This window comes from Paenibacillus sp. SAFN-054 (genome assembly GCF_051966755.1).
In the GTDB taxonomy this organism is placed as follows: Bacteria; Bacillota; Bacilli; order Paenibacillales; family Paenibacillaceae; genus Paenibacillus_AQ.
In genome coordinates, this window is sequence record NZ_JBQCKS010000001.1 from 170,617 (window position 1) to 192,556 (window position 21,940).

The 21,940-nt window shown below is 53.4% G+C and carries 19 protein-coding genes and 1 pseudogene; 17 read left to right on the forward strand and 3 right to left on the reverse strand.

Annotation, left to right across the window (positions count from 1 at the left end; translation table 11 throughout):
* Nucleotides 1-57: 57 nt before the first annotated feature.
* Entirely contained in the window at nucleotides 58-561 is a 504-nt protein-coding gene (locus tag ACTHPM_RS00750; RefSeq protein ID WP_440393287.1) for a DinB family protein, read from the forward strand.
* Between the two features lie 97 nt (nucleotides 562-658).
* Here ACTHPM_RS00750 and ACTHPM_RS00755 read toward each other — a convergent pair whose 3' ends face one another.
* The 3 genes and pseudogenes from ACTHPM_RS00755 to ACTHPM_RS00765 form a co-directional block, all read right to left on the reverse strand.
* Nucleotides 659-1,849: a hypothetical protein gene (locus ACTHPM_RS00755; protein ID WP_440393288.1), complete on the reverse strand. Its 1,191-nt coding sequence runs from the start codon at nucleotides 1,847-1,849 to the stop codon at nucleotides 659-661.
* A 140-nt stretch (nucleotides 1,850-1,989) separates the two neighbouring features.
* A complete protein-coding gene (locus ACTHPM_RS00760; protein ID WP_440393289.1) occupies nucleotides 1,990-2,637 on the reverse strand; it encodes a metal-dependent hydrolase in 648 nt (215 codons plus the stop codon).
* A gap of 153 nt (nucleotides 2,638-2,790) precedes the next feature.
* Nucleotides 2,791-3,015 (reverse strand): annotated as a pseudogene (locus tag ACTHPM_RS00765) (helix-turn-helix domain-containing protein); the annotation flags it as partial.
* Between the two features lie 298 nt (nucleotides 3,016-3,313).
* Here ACTHPM_RS00765 and ACTHPM_RS00770 point away from each other — a divergent pair.
* The 16 genes from ACTHPM_RS00770 (at nucleotide 3,314) to ACTHPM_RS00845 (ending at nucleotide 21,939) form a co-directional block, all read left to right on the forward strand.
* A complete protein-coding gene (locus ACTHPM_RS00770) occupies nucleotides 3,314-4,045 on the forward strand; it encodes a tyrosine-protein phosphatase (protein WP_440393290.1) in 732 nt (243 codons plus the stop codon).
* Nucleotides 4,046-4,098: 53 nt separating this feature from the next.
* Complete coding sequence (locus ACTHPM_RS00775) at nucleotides 4,099-4,845, forward strand: YveK family protein (protein WP_440393291.1); 747 nt, start codon at nucleotides 4,099-4,101, stop codon at nucleotides 4,843-4,845.
* 13 nt (nucleotides 4,846-4,858) lie between these two features.
* Nucleotides 4,859-5,515 (forward strand): CpsD/CapB family tyrosine-protein kinase, encoded by a 657-nt coding sequence (locus ACTHPM_RS00780; protein WP_440393292.1) that lies wholly within the window; start codon nucleotides 4,859-4,861, stop codon nucleotides 5,513-5,515.
* A 242-nt stretch (nucleotides 5,516-5,757) separates the two neighbouring features.
* A complete protein-coding gene (gene galU, locus ACTHPM_RS00785) occupies nucleotides 5,758-6,651 on the forward strand; it encodes a UTP--glucose-1-phosphate uridylyltransferase GalU (RefSeq protein ID WP_440393293.1) in 894 nt (297 codons plus the stop codon).
* A gap of 25 nt (nucleotides 6,652-6,676) precedes the next feature.
* Nucleotides 6,677-7,945: a UDP-N-acetyl-D-mannosamine dehydrogenase gene (gene wecC / locus ACTHPM_RS00790; protein ID WP_440393294.1), complete on the forward strand. Its 1,269-nt coding sequence runs from the start codon at nucleotides 6,677-6,679 to the stop codon at nucleotides 7,943-7,945.
* A gap of 4 nt (nucleotides 7,946-7,949) precedes the next feature.
* Complete coding sequence (locus tag ACTHPM_RS00795; RefSeq protein ID WP_440393295.1) at nucleotides 7,950-9,938, forward strand: alginate lyase family protein; 1,989 nt, start codon at nucleotides 7,950-7,952, stop codon at nucleotides 9,936-9,938.
* An 18-nt stretch (nucleotides 9,939-9,956) separates the two neighbouring features.
* Complete coding sequence (locus tag ACTHPM_RS00800; RefSeq protein WP_440393296.1) at nucleotides 9,957-12,125, forward strand: bi-domain-containing oxidoreductase; 2,169 nt, start codon at nucleotides 9,957-9,959, stop codon at nucleotides 12,123-12,125.
* Nucleotides 12,122-13,471, forward strand: a complete 1,350-nt coding sequence (locus tag ACTHPM_RS00805; protein ID WP_440393297.1) for a hypothetical protein — start codon at nucleotides 12,122-12,124, stop codon at nucleotides 13,469-13,471. Before ACTHPM_RS00800 ends, ACTHPM_RS00805 begins: the two co-directional genes overlap by 4 nt.
* Nucleotides 13,468-14,577, forward strand: coding sequence for a glycosyltransferase family 4 protein (locus tag ACTHPM_RS00810; protein WP_440393298.1), 1,110 nt, complete (start codon nucleotides 13,468-13,470; stop codon nucleotides 14,575-14,577). Before ACTHPM_RS00805 ends, ACTHPM_RS00810 begins: the two co-directional genes overlap by 4 nt.
* The gene (locus ACTHPM_RS00815) at nucleotides 14,564-16,054 is read left to right on the forward strand and encodes a lipopolysaccharide biosynthesis protein (RefSeq protein WP_440393299.1); all 1,491 of its coding nucleotides are present in this window, start codon (nucleotides 14,564-14,566) and stop codon (nucleotides 16,052-16,054) included. The genes ACTHPM_RS00810 and ACTHPM_RS00815 overlap by 14 nt, the downstream gene beginning before the upstream one ends.
* Entirely contained in the window at nucleotides 16,051-17,169 is a 1,119-nt protein-coding gene (locus tag ACTHPM_RS00820) for a GNAT family N-acetyltransferase (protein WP_440393300.1), read from the forward strand. The genes ACTHPM_RS00815 and ACTHPM_RS00820 overlap by 4 nt, the downstream gene beginning before the upstream one ends.
* 26 nt (nucleotides 17,170-17,195) lie before the next feature.
* Nucleotides 17,196-17,849, forward strand: a complete 654-nt coding sequence (locus tag ACTHPM_RS00825) for a GNAT family N-acetyltransferase (RefSeq protein WP_440393301.1) — start codon at nucleotides 17,196-17,198, stop codon at nucleotides 17,847-17,849.
* A 6-nt stretch (nucleotides 17,850-17,855) separates the two neighbouring features.
* The gene (locus tag ACTHPM_RS00830) at nucleotides 17,856-18,299 is read left to right on the forward strand and encodes a GNAT family N-acetyltransferase (protein ID WP_440395313.1); all 444 of its coding nucleotides are present in this window, start codon (nucleotides 17,856-17,858) and stop codon (nucleotides 18,297-18,299) included.
* A 20-nt stretch (nucleotides 18,300-18,319) separates the two neighbouring features.
* Nucleotides 18,320-19,519: a hypothetical protein gene (locus tag ACTHPM_RS00835; RefSeq protein WP_440393302.1), complete on the forward strand. Its 1,200-nt coding sequence runs from the start codon at nucleotides 18,320-18,322 to the stop codon at nucleotides 19,517-19,519.
* Nucleotides 19,520-19,549: 30 nt separating this feature from the next.
* Nucleotides 19,550-20,671, forward strand: a complete 1,122-nt coding sequence (locus ACTHPM_RS00840; protein WP_440393303.1) for a glycosyltransferase — start codon at nucleotides 19,550-19,552, stop codon at nucleotides 20,669-20,671.
* Nucleotides 20,668-21,939, forward strand: a complete 1,272-nt coding sequence (locus ACTHPM_RS00845; RefSeq protein WP_440393304.1) for a hypothetical protein — start codon at nucleotides 20,668-20,670, stop codon at nucleotides 21,937-21,939. Before ACTHPM_RS00840 ends, ACTHPM_RS00845 begins: the two co-directional genes overlap by 4 nt.
* Nucleotide 21,940: the final 1 nt, after the last annotated feature.

Genomic DNA, 21,940 nt, shown 5'->3' on the forward strand with positions numbered 1-21,940 from the left:
TCTCATCCGTCATTTATAGTATGTTAAAAGCATAAGGGAGGAGAGGATGATATGGTAATGGTTAAACAACTGATCGTCGGAGACGTTACACAGGAATTGGCCCAAACCCGCCGCGTTCTGGAACGCTTGCCAGAAGAGCACATGGCATGGAAGCCGCACGAGAAATCGATGACGCTTGGAGGACTGGCGACACATCTGGTCAACCTGCTGAACTGGCAACTTGCGATATTTCAATCCCCGGAGGTCGATCTTTCGACCATGCCGCAGCGGCGGAGCGCACTGGAAAGCCGCGCGGATGTTCTCGAGGAGTTCGATGGGAACGTTGTCAAGCTTGAAAAGCTGATTGCAGAGTGTGACGTGAACATGCTTGAAGAGGAATGGACGCTGCGTCACGGCGACCATATCATCCTGCGCGAGCCGCGGGCGATTGCGCTGCGCACCTTCGGACTCAGCCACATGGTCCATCACCGGGCGCAGCTCGGGGTATACTTACGGCTTCTCGATATTCCTGTTCCAGGTGTTTACGGCCCTTCAGCCGACGATACAGCCCAGGTGAACTAAGTTTGTTGTTCCGGGTACGAGCCAAAAAGCCGCAGGTCACCGGCATATCCGCCGGCTTGATGCGGCTTTTTCGTTGTCTTCAAGGTTCAAGCAGGATTTATCGGCTATTCAAATATCCGATTTTAATCAGGGTGTCCTCCCCGTCTGCCGTACCGATCAGCAAGGCGGCGTCCTGCTGCGCCATATTCCGCAGCGGCTGCACGAAGAGCCCGCTGTTGAAGGTCGTACGCTCAATCGCTTTGCTCCACAGGGTGTCACCATGCTCGCCTAGCTTCCAGACCCATTGTTTTGAAACCGTGCCATGCCAGTCCTGGTTGACCGTTCCGGTTGCTATGAAGCCGCCGCCGGGAACGGGCTGGATATCGTTTAACATGCTGCGCTCCAGCGACGGATCAGGTTTGTTGATCCACTTCAGCGCGCCGTCTTGTTGAAGGCTTATCGCATAACCGGTCGTCAGGTAGCGATATCCTCCATCCGGATTCGGGTGGTTATAGTAGCCGGACAGTCCAAGCGCTCCATCGCTTCCCTCGGATAACGCGGTGATCCACAGATTCTCGGTATCCTCTGCCGGCTCGAAACGCTTCTGCCATACGGTTTTCAGGTCTTTATCCCACTTGGCAACGAGAATCTGTTCTTTCCCTTCATTCATGAACGCTTCCCCCGCCAGCACAAAGCCTCCGTCTGATAGAGTCAAAAGCCTGCCCACGTTATCGAATAGGACTCCGCTCAGTTCCGTTTCTTTGATGACCTTGCCGCTGGCCGCAAGCTGTACCAAACAGAGCTTGCTGGCGTTAGGCATGTCGCCAGGCTCGGTAACCGCTGCAATGATGCTGCCGTCCTTCAGCTGAATAGCGGAACGAATTGTTCCGGTCGGAGCAGCGGAAGAAAGATCGTATTCCCATTCCGGCTTTCCCGACGCAGCGAACTTCACGGCGACAGGACCGCCGGCAATCACAAAACCTTGATCAGCGGTACGTTGGATAGAAGAAATGAATTCCAGCTTATGCTTCGCGAACGAAGCGATGGGCATGATCTGTCCGTATGCACCGATCACGGAGATGCGAACCTGACCATCCCCGATGGCTGCATAACGGATCTGGTTATCTCCGTGCTCAAATACGGCGCCCTCCGGAAGCTGAATCCCTGCATACGACAGCATTTCGGGAGGTGCCTGGACCGGCTCCGCCTGCGCAGGGGATGATAACGCAAAAACTACTGCGGCCGATATAGAGGCCAGCAGTAGTTTCCTTGTGGGTATTCGGATGTTTGCCGTCTTCCGTAAGTTCATTTCTGGTCACTCGCCTTCATATCAGTTTGCCCGGGCTGCCTTTATTATGGGCTCCGGCCAAACCGGCTGCAAGCGCTGTTGGTCTTGACTTTCTAAGGAAGAACCATCGACCAACGGACCGGTAGCATAGAACTAGTTGGTCATGCGAGCGGCAGTTTAAAAGACTTTTTGATGATCGGATACAGCCACTTGACGCCGCTTGGCGTCAGGGAATCGGCGACCAGATGGGACATGTACCCGAGGGTTGCGACCAGCATGATTCCTTCAAGCTGGAGCTGCTGTTCAAGACCCGAGCCGATGCCTGCCCATAGTCCCAGAGCCCAGATTGTGTGCGTCATGCCGCGGTGCTTCAGCCAGGGAGCGACAGCGACAAAAATACCGAAGCCCGCAAGCCACATCATATGATGCGACCAGCCGTAATAGAGCAGCACCAAGCCAATGATGCTGACGAGGATGTTGCGCATGAGACCGTCCTTGATGATCAGTCCAAGCAGAAACAGGCTAAGCGCAGTAAGCGAGTATTCCACGACGAAAAACTTCTCCGTAAAATAGAGCCACGCCAGTATCACAATAAGCAGCAAACCGGACCAATAGAGCATCTCCCGCAGCCACTTGGAAAACTGGCCTATCTTCGAACTCAGCATGCTTGGCCCGTCCAGATCCGCGCTGAGCGCAGAAAGTGCAGATACCGCTATGTAAATCGCGGCGTGTTTGAGCGTGAACGGGTAGTGGGCGGCCGCAGCCGCTCCGATCGCAACGCCGATGGCCAAATGTGTTGATCCTTTCATGATTCCTCCTCTGACTGACCTCGATGAATTGAATACAAACATATGTTTGCTTATTCTTTATTATACATGCTGATCCCATATTTGTGCAAAAATTGTTTCTAATATTTACATGTATGTAAGCTTCGTATCGGCTCATGATTCTGAATACTTCGGATCCGGGTCCAAACCAGCCCTGGGTAAATCTCTCCTTCCCAGCAAGTAATCAATGGAGACCTGGAACAAATCTGCCAGTCGATTCAGCGTTTCATAGTCCGGTTTCCTTCGGTTTTTCTCATAATGAGACAAAGCGGCCCTGCTAATGCCGATCGAAGCGGATAATTCCTCTTGTGTCCAGCCCTTTTGCTCCCGAAGCTCCGCAATCCGGTGACCGTACTTCATTCGTTCCCACCCTCCGCAAATGATTCCTTAAATAACCCTTGACATGATACAAAATGTATCGTAAATTAACAGTGTCGTCAATAGTTAAATTGCATTTTGAACCCATTTTCCTAATAAATCAGGTTCTGAACCCCCTTGTATAACCTTGGATTTTTCCTATTGGTGCAAGGAACTACCTGAATAGGGCTTCTCGTGAAGAGTTTGCAATATTCGTTCTTTCCCAACAAAAAAATCTGTCGAAACAACGATACATATTGTTACGTTATTGGTCATAATCAAAGGAACAGGTGCTGATACGATGATTGATACCCATTGTCATATCCTACCGGGGGTAGATGACGGTCCAAGTACCACTGAAGGTTCACTTCGGATGGCGGCGGCCGCCGTGAAGGAGGGACTACATACCATCATAGCCACACCGCATCATGCGACCAAGAGATATACCAATACCGCCCGGAAAATCCGGCGACGGGTCGAGGCACTGAACCGGAAACTATCCAAGAACAATATTCCGCTTCAAGTGCTTCCCGGACAGGAATTCCGGTTAACCGGTCAGTTTCGGACCGAGCATCGGGCTGGGCGGATTCAGACGCTTGCGGACAGCCCTTATGTCCTGGTGGAACTGCCTTCCCGCGGCATACCGTCTTATTTTCATGATTTCCTTGGTTTTATGAAGCAGCAGGGCATTCACACCGTGATCGCGCATCCCGAGCGGAACCTGGACATTATTGCAAATCCGGATCTGGTGCTCGGCTTGATTGAGGAGCAAGGGGTCCGCTTGCAGGTAACAACGCAGTCACTGATCGGATTCTTCGGTGAAGAGGTCAAGCGCACGGCATCGTACTTATGCCGAAAGCGCTGGATTCACCTGATCGGAAGCGATGCCCATAACACGCTGCGCAGAACCTTTTACACGAAGGAAGGCTATGAAGCGCTTGAGCGGCTGTGCGGCCCCTCTTATCTGCAGTCGCTGCAGGATCACGCCGCCCAAATCTTGATTGGAGGCAAAATCGGCCAACTGCATGCTTAAGCTCCGGGAAGTAGAGCCGCCCGGGGACAAATGAAGAGGTTGGGGGAGTCCTAATGGAATTGAAGCTAATGATCCAGATGCTGAGAAAGAGGCTGTGGCTGATCGTCATTTTTGTTGTCGTCTGCACCGCAGGAGCCGGCCTGTACAGCAAATACATGATGACACCGAAGTATGAGGCAACAAGCACTCTGATTGTGAACAAAATGAGCGTGGATCAAGGGGCACGCGGGCTCGACTTGAACGAGATCACTTCCAATATCATGCTCATCAACTCGTATAAAGTGATTATTACATCGGCATCCATTATGGACAAGGTTGTGCAGCAAAACCCCGGATTGAACGCGACATCCCGGGAACTGATCGACGAGCTGGAGGTTATCACGGTTCAGAATTCGCAGGTGATCACGCTGAAAATGAAGGATCCATCCTACGAGCGGGCCATGAATATCGTCAATGCCGTATCGAAGGTATTTAAGGAAGAAATCCCGCAAATCATGAAGGTTGACAACATTTCCGTCCTCGACAACGCCAAACCGGTGGCAGATCCGGCTCCGGTAAGTCCGCGGCTTAAAGTGAACATGGCGGTAGCTTTTGCCGTATCATTTCTGATTGCCGTAGGCATCGTTCTCCTGCTGGAATATCTCGATGATACGGTGAAAAACGAGCATGACGTTGAACGTTACCTGGAGCTGACGACGCTTGGCGCGATACGCAAAATGAAGAAAAGCGATCTGCGGACGCGATCCTCGGCCCGAACCAAAAAACAGGCAGGTGAAAAATATGCGCCGCTCAGCCAGTAAAAGCAAGCTGATCATGAATACCAACCGCAGATCCAACATTTCCGAAGGGTATCGAAATCTCCGCACCAATATTCAGTTCTCGGGCTGGAATCATAGACTGCAAGTTCTGGCCGTCACCTCTACCCAGGCAGGGGAAGGCAAAACCACCACAATCAGCAACCTGGCAGTGGCCTACGCACATGAGGGCAAGAAGGTGCTCCTGATCGATGCGGACCTCAGGCATCCTTCTCTGCAAACGATGTTCAACGTCTCCAACCGGATGGGGTTATCCAATATACTGGCGAATCAATGCACTTACGGTGAAATTCTGCACCAGACAGAGATTGAGAACCTTTCGCTTGTCACGGCCGGACCGGTGCCTCCCAATCCGACGGAGCTGCTCTCCTCGGATAAATTAAAGGAAATCATTGATTTCTGGAAAGAGGAATACGATGTCATCCTGATCGATACCTCGCCGGTGATGGCTGTCGCGGACGGTTTGATCGTGTCCTCCATCAGCGACGGCGTTATTCTGGTCGTGTTTGCGGGCAAGGTGAAGCGGGAGTATATCCAAAAAACGAAGGAAAAACTGGAGCTCGCCAAAGCGAACATTCTCGGCGTGGTCCTGAATCATAAAAAGTACAGCAAATCAGAAGCGCATCAGTATTACTATTACGGTCTTCCGGAATAGCTCTTCATTCGGCGCTCTGCCGAAGGTCATGTCTACTGCACCTTTATCACGGTAGGCACTCGATCATGCTGTGGGTATGCGGATACCTTAGACGTTAATCGTCGAGAGTGTGGTGTGAGGGCGGGTTAGATGCCCGAATCATACTTCGGTTGAAGTATGAGCTATATGAAGGCTGGACATGAAGCTCATACTTTAACATTGCTGAACAAAGAGAAAGCAGTACCTAAAGGGGGATGAAGGCAGTGCATAAAGTCAGAAAAGCGATTATACCGGCAGCGGGTCTCGGAACAAGGTTTCTGCCTGCAACCAAGGCGATGCCGAAGGAAATGCTGCCGATCGTCGACAAGCCGACCATCCAGTATATCGTGGAAGAGGCGATTGCCGCAGGCATTGAGGATATCATCATCGTGACGGGAAAAGGCAAACGTTCCATTGAAGACCACTTCGACCATTCCTTTGAGCTGGAGCATAATTTGCTGCAGAAGGGCAAGCTGGAGGTTCTTGAATCCGTCCGGCGTTCGTCGGCGGTCGAAATTCATTACATCCGCCAGAAGGAGGCGAAAGGGCTGGGACACGCGGTATGGTGCGCACGGAATTTTATCGGAAACGAGCCGTTTGCGGTGCTGCTGGGGGATGATATCGTCAGGTCGGAAATCCCCTGCATCGGACAGCTGGTCACTCAATACGAAACGTACGGGACTTCGGTCATCGGTGTTGGAGCGGTTCCAGCCGATCAGACGCATCGCTACGGGGTGATCGATCCTCTGCATGCTCTGGACCATGCGGGTTCAGCTTATGAACTGCGCAGAGTGGTGGAGAAGCCCGGGCCGGGCGAGGCGCCTTCCAATCTGGCCATCATCGGCCGTTACGTGCTGACGCCAGACATCTTCGGTTACCTGGAACGGCTTGAAGCAGGCTACGGCGGTGAAATCCAGCTTACGGACGCCATCCAGCAGCTCATCGTGGAAAAGGGCTGCGTCGGATATGCGTTCGAAGGAGAGCGCTTTGATGTCGGGGAGAAGCTCGGGTATATTTTGACAACGATTGATTTTGCGCTGCGTCAGGAAGACTTGAGGCTTCCGCTTCTTACGGCGATGGACCGTATTCTGCTGACGGAAAAACAGGAAAAATCATGATCTTAGTAAAAGGGAAGGGAAGCCAATGATGAATAAGGTTTGCGTGGTTGGACTCGGGTATATCGGACTGCCGACGGCCAGTCTGCTGGCGATGAACGGCTGTCAGGTCCACGGCGTCGACGTCAACATACATACGGTCGAGGGGATTAATCAAGGACAGGTTCATATCACGGAGCCTGACCTCGAATATGCGGTTCAAAATGCTGTCCAGAGCGGGCATCTGCGGGCTGCGATGGTTCCGGCGGAGGCGGATATCTTCATTCTGGCGGTGCCGACGCCGTTTCAGGCCGACAACAAGCCGGATTTGACTTATGTGGAGCAGGCAGTACGCGCTATCATTCCGTATCTTCGACCCGGAAACCTGGTTATTCTCGAATCGACGAGTCCGGTAGGGACGACGGAGAAGATCGCGAACTGGATACTGGAGGAGCGGGGGGATTTGAGCATTTCGGATTCGCTTCATTCCGCTTATCATCGCATCTTCGTGTCGTACTGCCCGGAACGGGTGCTTCCCGGACAGATTTTGCGTGAACTGGTCGAGAATGACCGCATTATCGGAGGCATTGACGAGGCATCCACGCGATGGACCGCCGACTTCTACAAGCAGTTCGTCAAAGGTGAAATACTTGAAACCAATGCCCGTACGGCCGAAATGGCCAAATTGACGGAGAACTCCTTTCGTGACGTGAACATCGCATTTGCGAATGAACTTTCCCTTATTTGCGATCACCTGGAAATCGATGTGTGGGAGCTGATCCGTTTGGCAAACCATCACCCGCGGGTCCAGATTCTCCAGCCTGGGCCTGGCGTCGGAGGCCACTGTATTGCGGTAGATCCTTGGTTTCTCGTCGATGCGGCCCCGGAGCAGGCTAAGCTGATCCACACGGCGCGCATTGTAAATGATCATAAGCCGTGGTATGTCGTTGAAAAAGTGCTGCAGCATGCCATGAAGCTGAGATCGCCGGTCATTGCCTGCCTGGGGCTGGCGTTCAAAGCGAACATCGACGATCTGCGCGAAAGTCCGGCCATGGCCATTGTCGAGCACTTGGCCCTGACAGGAATCGGGGCTTTGCATGTAGCGGAGCCGCATATTGAGAAGCTGCCGGATCGTCTTCGGCTTGGCAACGTGACGCTCACCGGGGCGGAGGAGGCAGTAAGGCTGGCGGATATCGTTCTGCTGCTCGTTAACCATGAAGCCTTTCGCGTGATTCAACCGGAGCTACTGCAGGAAAAGATCGTTGTGGATACCCGGGGCTTCTTCCTGCAGAAGCCTCGCGTGCAAGTGGGAGTGTGAAGGGATGTCCACGGTTCAGCATCAAATCAGGCAGCTGAAGAATATGCCTTTGCGGAAGGCCATGAAGAAAATTGCGGTTAAAGCGGTGCAGGAGGCACGTTTTGCGTACAGGCAGCACCGGATGCGCAGATCACCCATAGCGCTCCGTCCCGGGCACTTCCGGGGCTTCGAAACATCCAGCCGCTTTCTTAGTCATCCAGAGGATCTTGAGCTGTATCGGAACGTGCTGATTTCGGACGGTACAGCAGAGGAAATTCTTCGCGACGCGGACCGCATCTGCATGCATGTATTTGATCTGCTTGGTTCCGGCGAAACCGATCTTGGCCCCGCGCTCCCTTGGCATGAGGATTTTAAAACCGGATACCGGTGGGAGAACAAATATTATAAACGGATCGTACTTGTGGATTTGGACAATGCTGCGGACGTGAAGGTTCCCTGGGAGCTTTCGCGTTTCCAGCATTTTTTTACGCTCGGCAAAGCCTACTGGCTGACTCAAGACGAGAAATACGCGCTTGAATTCCGGGCGGAGATTGAGGATTGGATCGAGCGCAACCCTGTGGAAATGTCCGTCAACTGGACCTGCGCGATGGATGTGGCGATACGGGCGGCGAACTGGATTGCCTCCGCGTCCTTTTTTCGTAAGAGTCCCGTCATTCCGGAAGCCTTCTGGACAGATTTCGATGCGTCGTTATATTTACATGGGACATTCATCCGAACCAACCTGGAAAATACGGGAGAGCATACGGGGAATCATTATACGGCGAACTTGGCGGGCTTGGTAGCGCTCGGACTGTATTTCCGGGATTTCCGGGCGGATGGAGGTCAGCGTAAGGGCTGCGATCCGGCGGAGTGGCTTGCGTTCGGCATGCATGAGCTGGAGAAGGAGATGCTCGTTCAGGTTAATGAGGATGGGACGAACTATGAAGCCTCCACTTCCTATCATCGGCTGGTCGCGGAGATGTTCCTGGTGACCGCTATCTGGTGCGCAAGAAACGGTCTGCATTTCTCGGACGGCTATATGGAGCGGCTGGAGAAAATGCATGACTTCATCCTGCAGATCATGAAGCCGGACGGCAGAACCCCGCTTGTCGGCGACGCGGATGACGGGCGCTATGTGATCGCTTCGCGCTACGGCGGCTGGGTACGTAACGATTTCCGCCACCTGTTGGCCGTGGCCGGGGAATGCTTTGACCGGGATGATTTCCGGGCGGCGGGGCAGGTCAGCAGGGAAGATGCATTGTGGATTGCCGGTAAATATAGTCCTTTCACTTTAACCAAATATGATGAGCGGATGTCCGCCGCTTTTCCGGAAGGCGGCTATTATGTGCTGCGCAGCCCGGAAGCCTATTGTCTGATTCGGTGCGGAGAGCTTTCGTTTCACGGTCACGGAGCACACAGCCACAATGACCAGCTGAGCTTCGAGCTGAACGTGAAGGGGCAGGACGTTATGGTCGATCCCGGGTCCTTCATCTATTCCGCGGATTTCCGGGCGAGGAACGTCTTTCGCAGTACTTCCATGCATAACACGCTGCAAATCGGCAATCTGGAGCAGAATGATATCGAAGAACGGAAGCTGTTCTTGCTGAGGGAACAGACTTTTGCCGTGTGCGATGCGTTCAGGGATGGCTATTTTGCCGGGCGGCACCAAGGGTATCTGGAGAAGATCGGAATCGTGCATCAACGCGAGCTGACGCTTACGGAGGACGGGCTCTCCATCGTGGATACGCTTGAATGTGAAGCGGACGCGAAAGGTTTGGCGGCACCCGCGTGTGTTGCATGGGTCTTGGCTCCTGGCGTCACGGCTTCTGGTCAGGGGAAGGACTGGGTTCTAGAAGCGGGTGGGCGCTTGATCGCCATTAGCTTCGACGGAGCTGCCGAGGTGCAGCTTCATGAAAGTTGGGTTTCGACAGGCTATGGTACGAAAACGCCGAGCCGGTTGCTGCGGGTGCATATCCGCAATCACCGTCTGAAGACGGATATCCGTTGGGGATGAATCGGAGGAGCAGAAGCGATGAATCAAGTCATTATCAGGCAGGGAAACGCCGTCGTGGAACAAATACCCGCACCGGAAATTCGGAAGGGAACGGTACTTGTGGCGGTTGACCATTCGTGCATTTCGATCGGCACCGAAATCAGCGGCATTCGGACGAGCGGGGTTCCGCTCTGGAAGCGGGCGGTTCAGCAGCCTGAGAAGGTCAAGCAGCTGATGCGGATGGCCGCGTCCCAAGGCTTGTCGCATACGCGCAGCATGCTCAAAGTGAAAACGGGCACGGGGCAGCCTTCAGGCTATTCGGCGGCTGGCACCGTCATGGAGATCGGGGAAGGCATCACCGACCTGAAGGTGGGAGACCGCGTGGCCTGCGCGGGTGCGCAGTTCGCCCACCATGCAGAGATTATCCGGGTGCCGAGGAATTTGGTAGTTCCGGTTCCGGAAGGCCTCAGTTTGGAGGAAGCGAGCACGGTAACGCTGGGAGCCATAGCCATGCAGGGACTTCGCCGCGCCGCGCCGACCCTCGGCGAAACGTTCGTGGTCATCGGACTCGGCATCCTCGGGCAGTTAACGGTACAGCTGCTCAAAGCCAATGGCTGCCGGGTGATCGGAACCGACCTTGATACCGGCCGAATCGCCATGGCGAAGGGCTTAGGCATGGATGCGTCGATCATGCCCCGGGAGGAAAGCGGCGTTCAGACGGCGCTTCGGCTGACGGACGGTATTGGAGCCGACGGCGTCATCATTACGGCTGCCGCCCAATCGAGCTTAATCCTGTCCGAGGCATTTCGGATGACGAGAAAGAAAGGCCGCGTCGTCGTTGTGGGCGATGTCGGACTGGAAATTAACCGCTCGGACATTTATGAGAAAGAACTGGATTTTTACATCTCCACCTCCTACGGTCCCGGCAGGTATGATCCCGAATATGAGGAAAAAGGCCGTGATTATCCGCTGGGCTATGTGAGATGGACCGAAAACCGGAATATGGGAGAGTATTTAAGGCTGGCAGCAGCAGGGAAGATCCAGATTAAACCGATGGTATCGCGGGTGTTTCCGGTGGCGGAGGCAGCTTCAGCATATGAATATATCCAGCAGCCGGAGGCCAAGCCGATGATGGTGCTGCTCTCTTATCCGGAGCAGAAGGCCTCCGCCTCATTGCATAAAGTAACCGTGAACCCGAATCCTCCCCATTCCCTGAATGGCGGGCGAAAAATTCGCATCGGTTTGATCGGAGCCGGCGAGTTCGCCAAAAGCATGCATCTTCCGAATTTACAGGCACTGTCCGGCTCTTACGTACTGCAGGCTGTCATGAGCCAAACCGGTCATAATGCGGCCGAGACGGCCAGACAGTTCGGAGCCGTCTATGCGGCGACGAGCTATCCGCTGCTGCTGCAGGATCCGGAAATCGACGCCGTCCTGATCGCTACCCGCCATCAGACGCATGCAGCGATCATTCTGGATGCGCTTCGTGCAGGCAAGCATGTTTTTGTCGAAAAGCCGCTGGCGCTTACCCGGACGGAGCTGGAGGAAATTCAGCGCTTCTACGCGGATCTTCCGGAAGGCGCCTTTGCCCCGGTGCTGCTGACCGGCTTTAACCGGAGATTCTCCCCATATGCGGCGAAAATTAAGGAAATGATTGAGCAGCGCAGCAATCCGATGATATTGAACTACCGGATGAATGCCGGTTATCTTCCGCTGGATCACTGGACGCAGACGGAAGAAGGAGGGGGCCGCAACCGCGGCGAATGCTGCCATATTTATGATTTATTCACCTACTTGACGGGCAGCCGGGTGCAGCGTGTCCATGTATCCCATCTTCAACCGGCGACGAAGCATTACACCCATACGGACAACTTCGTGGCCACGATGGAGTTCGCGGACGGCTCCGTGGCCACGGTAACCTATGCCGCCTTGGGCTCGAGAGCATATCCGAAGGAGCAGCTGGACATTTATGTGGACGGAACGAACCTGTTTCTGAATGACTACCGGTCGCTGTCTGTCACAGGCAGCAGAGCCAAGGGACTGGATACGAAGATCAGCAGCAAGGGGCAGCGCGAAACGCTCGAACGCTTCGCCGAGGCGGTTCAGGGACGCAGCGAGTGGCCCATTCCATTATGGCAGCAGGTTCAGGCTACAGAAATCGCGCTTGAGGTGGAACGATCATTATCCAAAGGAATGATGAACCTATGAGCATAACCAGAGTGGCTGCGAAGCAAATTTTGTCATACTTTCCGTTCCGTTACGTCAACGTGGGCCGGGAATTTCATCAATGGCTGGACAAATTTGAGCAGATGAAGCGCATGAGCTATTCCGAAATCCGGGAGGCTCAGCTGAATTCGCTGAAGGAGATCGTCTCGCTGGCTTACGGACAAACGGCCTTTTACAGAAAGCTCTATGACGAACACGGCTTCCATCCCCGCATGCTGCAGGATTTCAGCGATATGGAGCGGATCCCGGTCATTCATAAGGAAGACGTGCGTAAGCACGGCAGGGAGATGGTCGTAAACCGGTATGCGCCGGATAAACTCAAAAAGCTGGGAACGAGCGGAACGACAGGCACCTCGTTGACCCTGTACTCAAACCGTGCCGTCGAGCAGCGGGAGTGGGCAGCCATCTGCTATCAGTGGGCGAATGTCGGCTACAAGCCGGGAGAAGGCCGGGTGGAATTTCGCGGTGCGCTGCCAAGCGGCAAGCTCTGTATCCTGGATAAGTACTCCAGAACGCTGAAGATCAACACGACTGCCATTACGGAGCATAATATCAGGGATATCGTGAATGCCATTGTGGCTTCCGGATATGAGTATCTGTACGGATTCCCTTCTGCGTTGGCACTGTTCACCAAGTTCCTGGTGGACCATCAGCTTACCGGGCTGTATCGGCCCAAAGCCATTTTGCTCGCCTGCGAAATGGTGCATGATTACCAGGTGTATCTGATCGGCAGCGTGTTCTCAAGCTCGCGGATATTTGCCCATTACGGCCAGACCGAAAAGGTGGCGCTGGGCGGTTGGTTGGATGATTCACGTTCTTATTATTTCCTGCCCTTGTACAGTTACGTGGAACAGAATCAGGAGACAAGCGCGATCATTGGTACCTCTTTTTTGAACGACGTCATGCCCTTGGTCCGCTATGAATTGACCGATGCAGCCGCGCGTTTCGACCAGTCGCCCCAGCCGGGAAAAGAGCATCTATTCCCCGTCATCCGCTCCATCGACGGCCGCATGGGAGAGATCATGTATAAGCCGAACGGGGATATGCTTCCTTCGCCGCTGATTGCGATCGCGCTCCGTGGCACCACAACCTTCAGTGCCTGCAAGCTGATCCAGCACCGCTATGATCTGATCGAGATATTGGTGGAATCGACACAGCCGGAAGCTGCCGTGCAGGAGGAGATCAAGATGATGGTCGGGAAGCTCGAAAAGCTCTTTACCATCGACATGAATTTTAAAATCACGATCGTTCCCCATATTGCCCGGACGGAAACCGGTAAGTTCAAGAACGTGGAGGTTCGGGTCGGAAAGGAATCGTTGATCTTATGAAGCTGATCCTGGTTGGTCCGGTTCCCCCGCCGCTCGGCGGCATATCGATTCATCTGCGAAGGCTGGCCGAGGTTCTGCGTTCCCGGCAGAGGGACTTCGTCATCTATAATGAATCGGGCACGGCTGACGCGGAGCTGCAGGTGCTGCCGATGGGCAGCTACAAAACGTTTCTATTGAAGGTCCCTTTTATTAAAGGGGATCTTTTTCATTTTCATTCGATTGATCCCAGGATTCGGATGCTGCTTGGCCTGTACAAGGCGCTCGGCAAAAAAGTGATGCTTACCGTTCATGGAGAAAGCTTGTCGCAGCAGCTCCAGCGTGCGCATCCCGTGGCGAAAAGGCTGCTGCTGGCAAGCCTGAAGCGGGTGGATTACATCGTCTGCGTCAGTGATGCCGCGACACAGATGCTTCTTCAGCTTGGCTTCCAACCGGACCGTGTGCGCACCATTCCGGCTTACATACATCCGGTGGAGCGGGGTGAGGATCATTTGGAATTTCCGCCTGAAGTCCACCGCTTCATGGAGCAAGCCGATTTCCTGATCGCAGCCAACGGCTTCGTACGGCCGCTTCGGGAAGGTGATTTGTACGGCATTGATCTTCTAATCGGGATGGTGAAGGAGCTGCCGGATTCGGTGCATCTGTTGTTTGCACTCCTGGGCGCAGCAGATCAAAGCGCGGAAGAGCGGGCTTATTATGAACGGCTCAAACGCAGGATTGCCGACGATGGCCTATCGGAAAGGATATTTATCTATGAAGCCGTCAATACCGAGCTGTACCCCCTTTTGCATAAGAGCAAGCTTTTTGTCCGTCCTACGCGTATGGATGGGTACGGGGTATCGGTCGCCGAAGCCCTTTATTTGAACGTGCCGGCGATCGCCAGCGATGCCTGCGTCAGACCGGAGGGTACCATTCTGTTTGAATCCGGGAATCTGCCGGCGCTGGTGACGCGGGTGAGGCAGGTCATGCTCGACTACCATACCTGCAAAGAGGCCGTCACAGGCATCATGGCACGGGACTACGCGGCCGATTTGATCGAAATCTACGACAAATTGTCAGGCGAAAGGATGCCTGCGGAAAGTAAAGGGATAGCCCGTGCCAACCGATAACCGGAAAATGCTGTCCAGCGGCGCCGTCTATTTGTGCTCCTCGATCTTGACGCAGCTCGTTAATCTGCTGCTGATTCCGCTCTACACCCGGAATCTGTCTCAGGAGCAGTTCGGCCAGTATGACCTGATCATCAGCGTCCAAATGCTGCTGTCTTTGATGATTACGCTCGGGGTCCACTCCGGAATGGTCCGCTTCTTTAACGAATTCGAGAACAAAAGGGAGCTGCGGAACACGGCACTGACCTTTGCGCTCCTATGGGGAGCCGTCTGTATTGGAATCGCATGGATTCTCAGTCCTTTGGTGTCCCCGCTCGTGTTTGACAGGGCTGAGGGCTCCGGCCTGTACGTTCCTTACGTGGTGATGATATCGGTATTCTCCTGCCTGAACCTGATTTATTCAAGCTTTTATTCCATGCAGTTCAAAGCGCTAAAGTCGAGCGCCATCCAGTTTGCGGTCGTTTTGTCTACGCTGTTATTTGCACTTTATTTTTTTCTTTCCAGGGATATGGGGATCGTCGGCATATTAACGGCTCAGCTGTTCAGCAACGTGCTGGTGTTTATCGTGCTGTTTGCGCTGAATCTCGGCACGTACCGACTGATCATCAGGAGGGATCCGATGCGCAAAATGCTGGGTTATGGCACTGGCCTCCTGCTCGGGGATATTTCCGCCTGGGTTCTCACCTTGAGCGACCGGTTCTTGATCAAAGGATATCTGAACTTATCCTCGGTTGCCGTATATTCCATCGGGTACAAGATCGGCATGCTGATCAATCCGGCCTTTATCACCCCGTTCATGTCCGTTTTTACGGCTTTCAAGTTCAAAGCGTATAAGGATGAGGATGGGCCTGAGCAAATACGGAGGATGTTCCGCATCTATAATTTCGCGGGCTGGTTGTGCATCCTGGGATTGACGCTGTTCGCTCATATGGCGGTCCGGCTCGTGGCAACGGAAGAATACAGCAGTGCCGGTACCTTGGTGCCGCTCATTTCATTCTCGTATTTTTTGTCAGGCAGTCTGGCTTTCTACTCCCTGGGACTTCATATTGCGAATAAAATGCGCATTAACTACCTGATTTCCTTGTTGGCAGCCCTTATTAACGTCGCCTGCAACATCGTATTGATTCCATGGCTTGGGATTTACGGCTCGGCTTTGGCAACGGTAATCTCGTATGCGGTCACGAGCGCCGTTTTCTATCATTACGGTTCCAAATATTATCCGCTCGGTCTCGGTATTTTTTATCCGTATAAATATCTTGCGATTTATGTGCCTGCTTACGCATTGCATGCCGCTTTCATGCGGATCGAGCATTCCTTGCTGATTGAGATTGCACTGAACGTGGTGCTTGTAGCAGCCTTTATTGCCTGCAGCCTGATCTTCAAATTCGTGTCTATCCGGGAACTGACCGGGGACCTGCTGCCGGCATGGAAACGCAAGCCCAACAACCTGCTTATGGAAGGAGCGAAATCGGAATCATGAATACGAAAATCATCTCCGACGTGGACGGTTTTCTGGCGATCCGGAAGGATTGGGAAAGACTGGCCGACCAGGATCCGGATGCGACCTATTACAGCACATTTGAGTTCAACTTTTCCTGGTGGCAGGCGTTCGGAGGCGACAAGAACAAAGAGCTGTTCATCCTGTGCCACTACCGGGATAACGTGATGGTTGCCATTGCACCGCTGATGATCCGCGTCATCGACAAAAAAATCGTGAAATGCAGGGTGCTGAGCTTTCTTGGAAAAGGGGACTATTTCAATTTCATTATCGATTCCAGCAAGTTCAAATCCTCCGCGATCATTCGGGAATTGATGAATACGGTAGAGGAGCATTCGGGAAGATGGGACAAAGTCGAGCTGACTCATCTGCGCATGGATACGCAGCTTCTCAAGTATTTGATGCGACATGACCGGTACAGCAAGCATACCGAATATCTGACCTCCTGCGCCCGGATCAACAGCGAGGATTACTGCTCGTATGCCGATTTCGAAAAACAAATGCTCAGCACCAAGCTTCGCCGCAAACGGGTAAAGCTGCAGGATGACACGGGATACCGGTTCAGAATCGTTACCGGCAGCCAAAGCGAGGATATGTACGATAAAATCGCCCACATTCATCAGCTTGAGAAAAAGTACCTGAATGAGGTGAAGGGCAGACATGAACGTGGCAGCCTGTTCGAAGACAAGAACAACGAGCATTTCCTGAAGCGTTTGTTCAAAGGTAATGATAAGATTTTGTTTTTCTACCTCGAATCCGATGATGGCGAAATCATTATATACAAGTGCTGCTATTTGTACCGGAACGTGCTGTACGGTTGGAACACGGGATATTCGCCCAAGTTCTCCCACTACCACGGCATTTCGGACGTGCTCCTGATGGAGATGGTCGAAAGTCTGTTCCACAGCAGCTGCACGAAGCAGATCGATTTCGGCGCGGGTACGTATTCATGGAAATTCCGCTGGACAAACCGGTTCTCGGTCAGTTATTCCTTCACCATGTGGAATGAATCCAGCCAGCAATCGCGGCTGCTGCGGCTGCTGATGCAGTCCAGGGAAATCGTGCGGGCCTTCAAAGGGCTTAAAAATGCATTATGAATAAAGACATGGAGTGAGAACGAGACATGACAACGGTAGTGATTCGGAGTCTGGAAGAGCTGCGCCGATGGGAACGGCCTTGGAGGGAGCTGACGGAGAACCTGGAGCATCCCGAGATTTTCAGCACGTGGGAATGGCTGCAATCCTATGTGTCCCATCTGTTCGGCTCAAGCCGGCAGCTGTTCGTCATTCTGGTCATCGACCAGGACCAATGCATCGCTGCCGCTCCGATGTGCATCGTCCAGCAGTCTATCCAATGGATAAGCATCAGATCCCTGCAGTTCATTGTGTCCGGAACGGGAGAGACCAACAGCTTCTACATACATAAGCACGTTCACTACATGAAGGCGCTTCAAGAAATATTCGGCGTGCTGCGTGCGCACAGGCAGGAATGGGACTGGATCGATCTGCATAACGTCCATTCGCTGGATCCCGTGGCGGGGCTCATCGGGCAGGTAAGCGGTGCCGATTATGAAGTATTCAGCCATCCCAGATCCATGTCCCCGTACGTGAATTTGGAGCGGTTTCATCAAGGAAAGCTGGCTCGAAGCCGAATCAAGGCGATCGAGCGCAAGGAGCGGAAGCTGCGGAATGACCTTGAGACAAAGCTCGAAATCCATGTGCCCGTGGACGATAGGACATGGGAAAGCCTGATTGACATGCACAAAGAGCGGTGGTAGCACAGCCTGTTCGGCGCTCAGGAGATGATGCGCTTCTATGGCGACATCAGCTCCAAGTTTCATGAGCTGGGCGGCGCGCATATTTCCTATATCGAGATTGACGGAAGCATAGCATCCGCCATGCTGACCTTTAGCCATAAAAGCAAGGTATATCTATATATCACGTCCTTCTCCCGGCAATATATGGAGTACGGCGTGGGTTTGATTCTCCTGAACAGAGTAATGGAGCATTACTTGCAAAGCGGGATCACGGAAATCGATTTGATGAGCGGCACCCAGGAATACAAATTTTTCTGGTCGGATACGGTTCGGATGAACAACCATATCCGCCTGATTGAAAGACACGGCGGGAAGAGATGGCTCAAAGCATACACCCTGCTGCAGGTGAACAAGGATCATCTTAAATCCCTTTTACCCGAGAAAGCGCAGCGCCGCCGGGTAAGCAGATGACGAATCAAGGAGAATGCTTCATGCAGATTGAACGATGCAAATGGTATAACAACGCCCGGTCGCCGGTTTTGTTCATGATCGATGACCTGGCGAATGCCTGGGTGGATATGAATGGCAACGGAACCGTGGAGGAAGGCGAGGACTGGGGATTCTTCAGGGATGGGGAACGGTCCTCGTTTCGTTTTTTGCAGGAACGGATTTTGTCGGATCATCCGGAGATCAAGGTTACCTTCTTCGTGCCGGTAGGAGCAAGAGTCGGCATGGTCAGGAATCCGGTGTGCACCATGTACGCGAAGCCCATCCATGCAGATGAGGCCAGCCGCGACTTTTTCCGCAGCGTCCATCGGCATCCGAATTTTGAGCTGGCTTACCATGGCACGACGCACGGGATCGTAGGGGAGAAAGCGAGGGATTTCGTGCAGGAATGGGCTTCCTTCGCAAGTCTGGATGAAGCGCTCGTCCGCATCGGCGAGGGTCTGGATATATTCATGGACGCCGTAGGCACGAGGCCAATGGGTGGTAAATACTGCGGATACACGAGCAATGCCTTTTCGGACGAAAGCATCGACGAATCCGGGTTTGAGTGGTGGTGCAGGTACTGGAACCGCGGGAAGTCCGAAGGTTTGAACGATGCGTCCTTCGGGAGCGACGCAGATCCCGTAACTAATTACGACATCAAGCGTTTCGGAAAACGGGGCGTTGTGGATATTCCCTCGACCGTGAACGGAGCGCTGTTGAACGGTGTTTATCATCGAAGGAATACGATTAAGGACATCGTTAAGCGCGCATTCAAAACAACCTTCATCCGCTGGAAGCTGCGTGAAATCGATGATTTGCTGGAGCGGCGGCTCGTGATCAGCGTGCAGGAGCATATCGCGCCTTCACGCGATGACGGCAAGAGACAGAGCCCGAACATTTTCGATGACCGCGAGAGCCTGCTCCAGATATTTCGGCATCTCCGGGGGAAAAAGGTGTGGTACTGCACCTGCTCGGAGCTGGCCGAATATGTGAATCTTCGCGATCATGTAGGCATAGAGCATCGGGATCAGCACCATTTCGAGCTGCGCCATGAAGCGCGGTACCGAAAGAAGCTGCTGTCGCTGCAGTTCGGCACAAAGCCGCCATCCCGCATTATGCTTCCGGACGGAAGCATCCTGAACGTGGTGGATGGTGTAGCCAACCTTCCGGTTCTGGAAGGAATATATTCGGTCGTGGATTGATCACAGTCTGCTTGGGAGGAGGTTGATGGAATGAAGGTGCTTTACCAGACCAGGTATAATATCTTCACGCGCAAAGGCGGGGACACGATCCAAATGCTTAAAACCAAGGAGTATATCGAAAAAAGGTTCCCGGAGATCCGGATCGACATGAACGACGATCCGGAGGCTGATCTGTCCTCTTACGATCTGGTCCATATTTTCAATATGCTCCGGCCTCAGGAAACGATTCGTTTCCTTCAGAACGCCAAGACGCAAAATAAAAAGGCTGCATTGTCCACAATTTTCTGGAGGAGCACGGAATTCGAGCGGAAGGGACAGATGGGTCTTCGCAAGGCCGTCAACCGGATGATCAGCTATGAAGGCATGGAAAAGCTGAGAGCCATGTACCGATACTTTCTGGACGGGGAGAAGCATGAAGGGACCTCGCGGCTGATCCGGCAGGGATACACGCGCCTGCAGCGCGAGATTTTGGAGCAGGCAGATCTCCTTCTTCCGAACGGCGAGGGTGAAATGGAACTCATTCATCGCATCTTCAATCTCCCCAAGCAGCTGGATTATTTGGTCGTTCCCAATGCCATCGATGCGGAGATATTCAAATATGATGCCGGATCGCAGCGGGATATCGTGTTATGCGTGGGACGGTTCGAGCCCCGTAAAAACCAGCTCAACCTGATCAAGGCCTGGAGCGGCCTTCCCTACAAGCTCATCTTGGCCGGAACAGCTCATGAAACCCAGCGAAAGTACCTGGACGCAATGCGTAAAGCCGCACGAAACCAGAATGTTGAAATCGTGGACGAGGTGGACCATACGGAGCTGCAAAAGCTGTACAGCCGAGCGAGGGTCCATGTCCTGCCCAGCTGGTATGACACGCCGGGGCTGGTATCGCTTGAGGCGGCGGTGAGCGGCTGCAATATCGTGGTGACGGCAAGGGGAACGACGCGGGAATACTTCGGAGAGGATGCCTTTTATTGCGAGCCCGGGGATATCTCCAGCATTCGGGAGGCCGTTGTGGAGGCCTATCATGCGCCCTTCAACCCGCGGCTGCAGGCCAAAATCATGTCAGAGTACACGTGGGAACAGGCGGCCGAGCGAACCGTTAAAGGATACGCCAAGCTGCTCAGCCCGGGAAATTCGGAGGTGAATGCCGGATGAAGGAGAGTCTGATCGTCATCTCCGACTACGTGGAAGGAGAGCCGGTGGTCGCGTCCGTACGGTTTGCGGGGCTTATGGAACACTTTCGGGAGAAATATGACCTGATCGTCATCCATGATGGAAAATATGGTGCCGGCGCAAGCAAGTATGCAGCCGAAGATTATCCGTATGCCACGATGGACAGCGTCCTCACCCAATCGATGAAAGGGGAAGCCGGCACGAACGGGAGGGGGGTGCTCGGTGAGCTTGCCGAGAATCTGCTCCGCAATCCTTGGACCCTATCCGCCTGGAGGAATTACAAATACAGCAAATTCAAGTTTGACCGGATGAATGCAGCGCTTTACGCGCAGCTGGACCAGGTACTCACGAACCGGATGATCGCAGCAATCTTTGTCACCGTACCGGATGTATACGCGTTATACGTCCTGGATTACATCAAACGCAAGGCCCCGCATTTGCAGGCGGTCATCGAAATCCGCGATATTCTCAACCACAACATCGGGGAAGGGAATCCAAGGTACGTATTCAGGCAAGCCGAGCAGATGGTCGGCAGGCTGGCCGAAGGCGTCATTGCCGTGTCGGAGGGCATCTACCAGCATTACCGGATACGGAATCCGCAGCTGGAAATGGAACTCATCCGAAACGGATACGATGAGCATTTGTTTGAGGACGCTGCATTCCGCAACTTCAGCCCGGATTCGGGTCACATGATGCTGGTTCATGCCGGTTCGATTTATAAAGGGAGAAATGTAAAAGGCTTAGTACAGGGCCTGGATGCATTTTACAAAGAAACGGGGATTTCCGTCACGCTTCATGTCGCAGGCCTGCTTGACCGTCAGGCGATGGACGATATAAACCACGCTGACCATGATGAATCCGGCGTTCAGATCATCATTCACGGGAGCCTTCAGCATCAGGAGGCCATCCGTCTGCTGAACGCAGCGGATGCGGCTGTGATCCTGACGCATCCCCGCGGAAGCGGCTTTGCCATTCCGGGCAAAACCTTTGAATACATCGGTGCATGCAGGCCCATTCTGGCCGTGACGGAGGATCTGGAACTGACATCACTGATTCAGAACCGCTACGGAGAGTGCGCCGGACATGACCCGAAAGCGATCGCAGCCGCACTCGGTCAATTGATCAGGAATCATTATGATTTTTCTGACAGGCACAGGTACTCAAGAAAATTGCAGGCAGAGCAAATTCTCGGATTTTTGGATCATATTACGCTGGATGGCGGAATGGATCCCTTGAGCAGAGAGGTTTGAG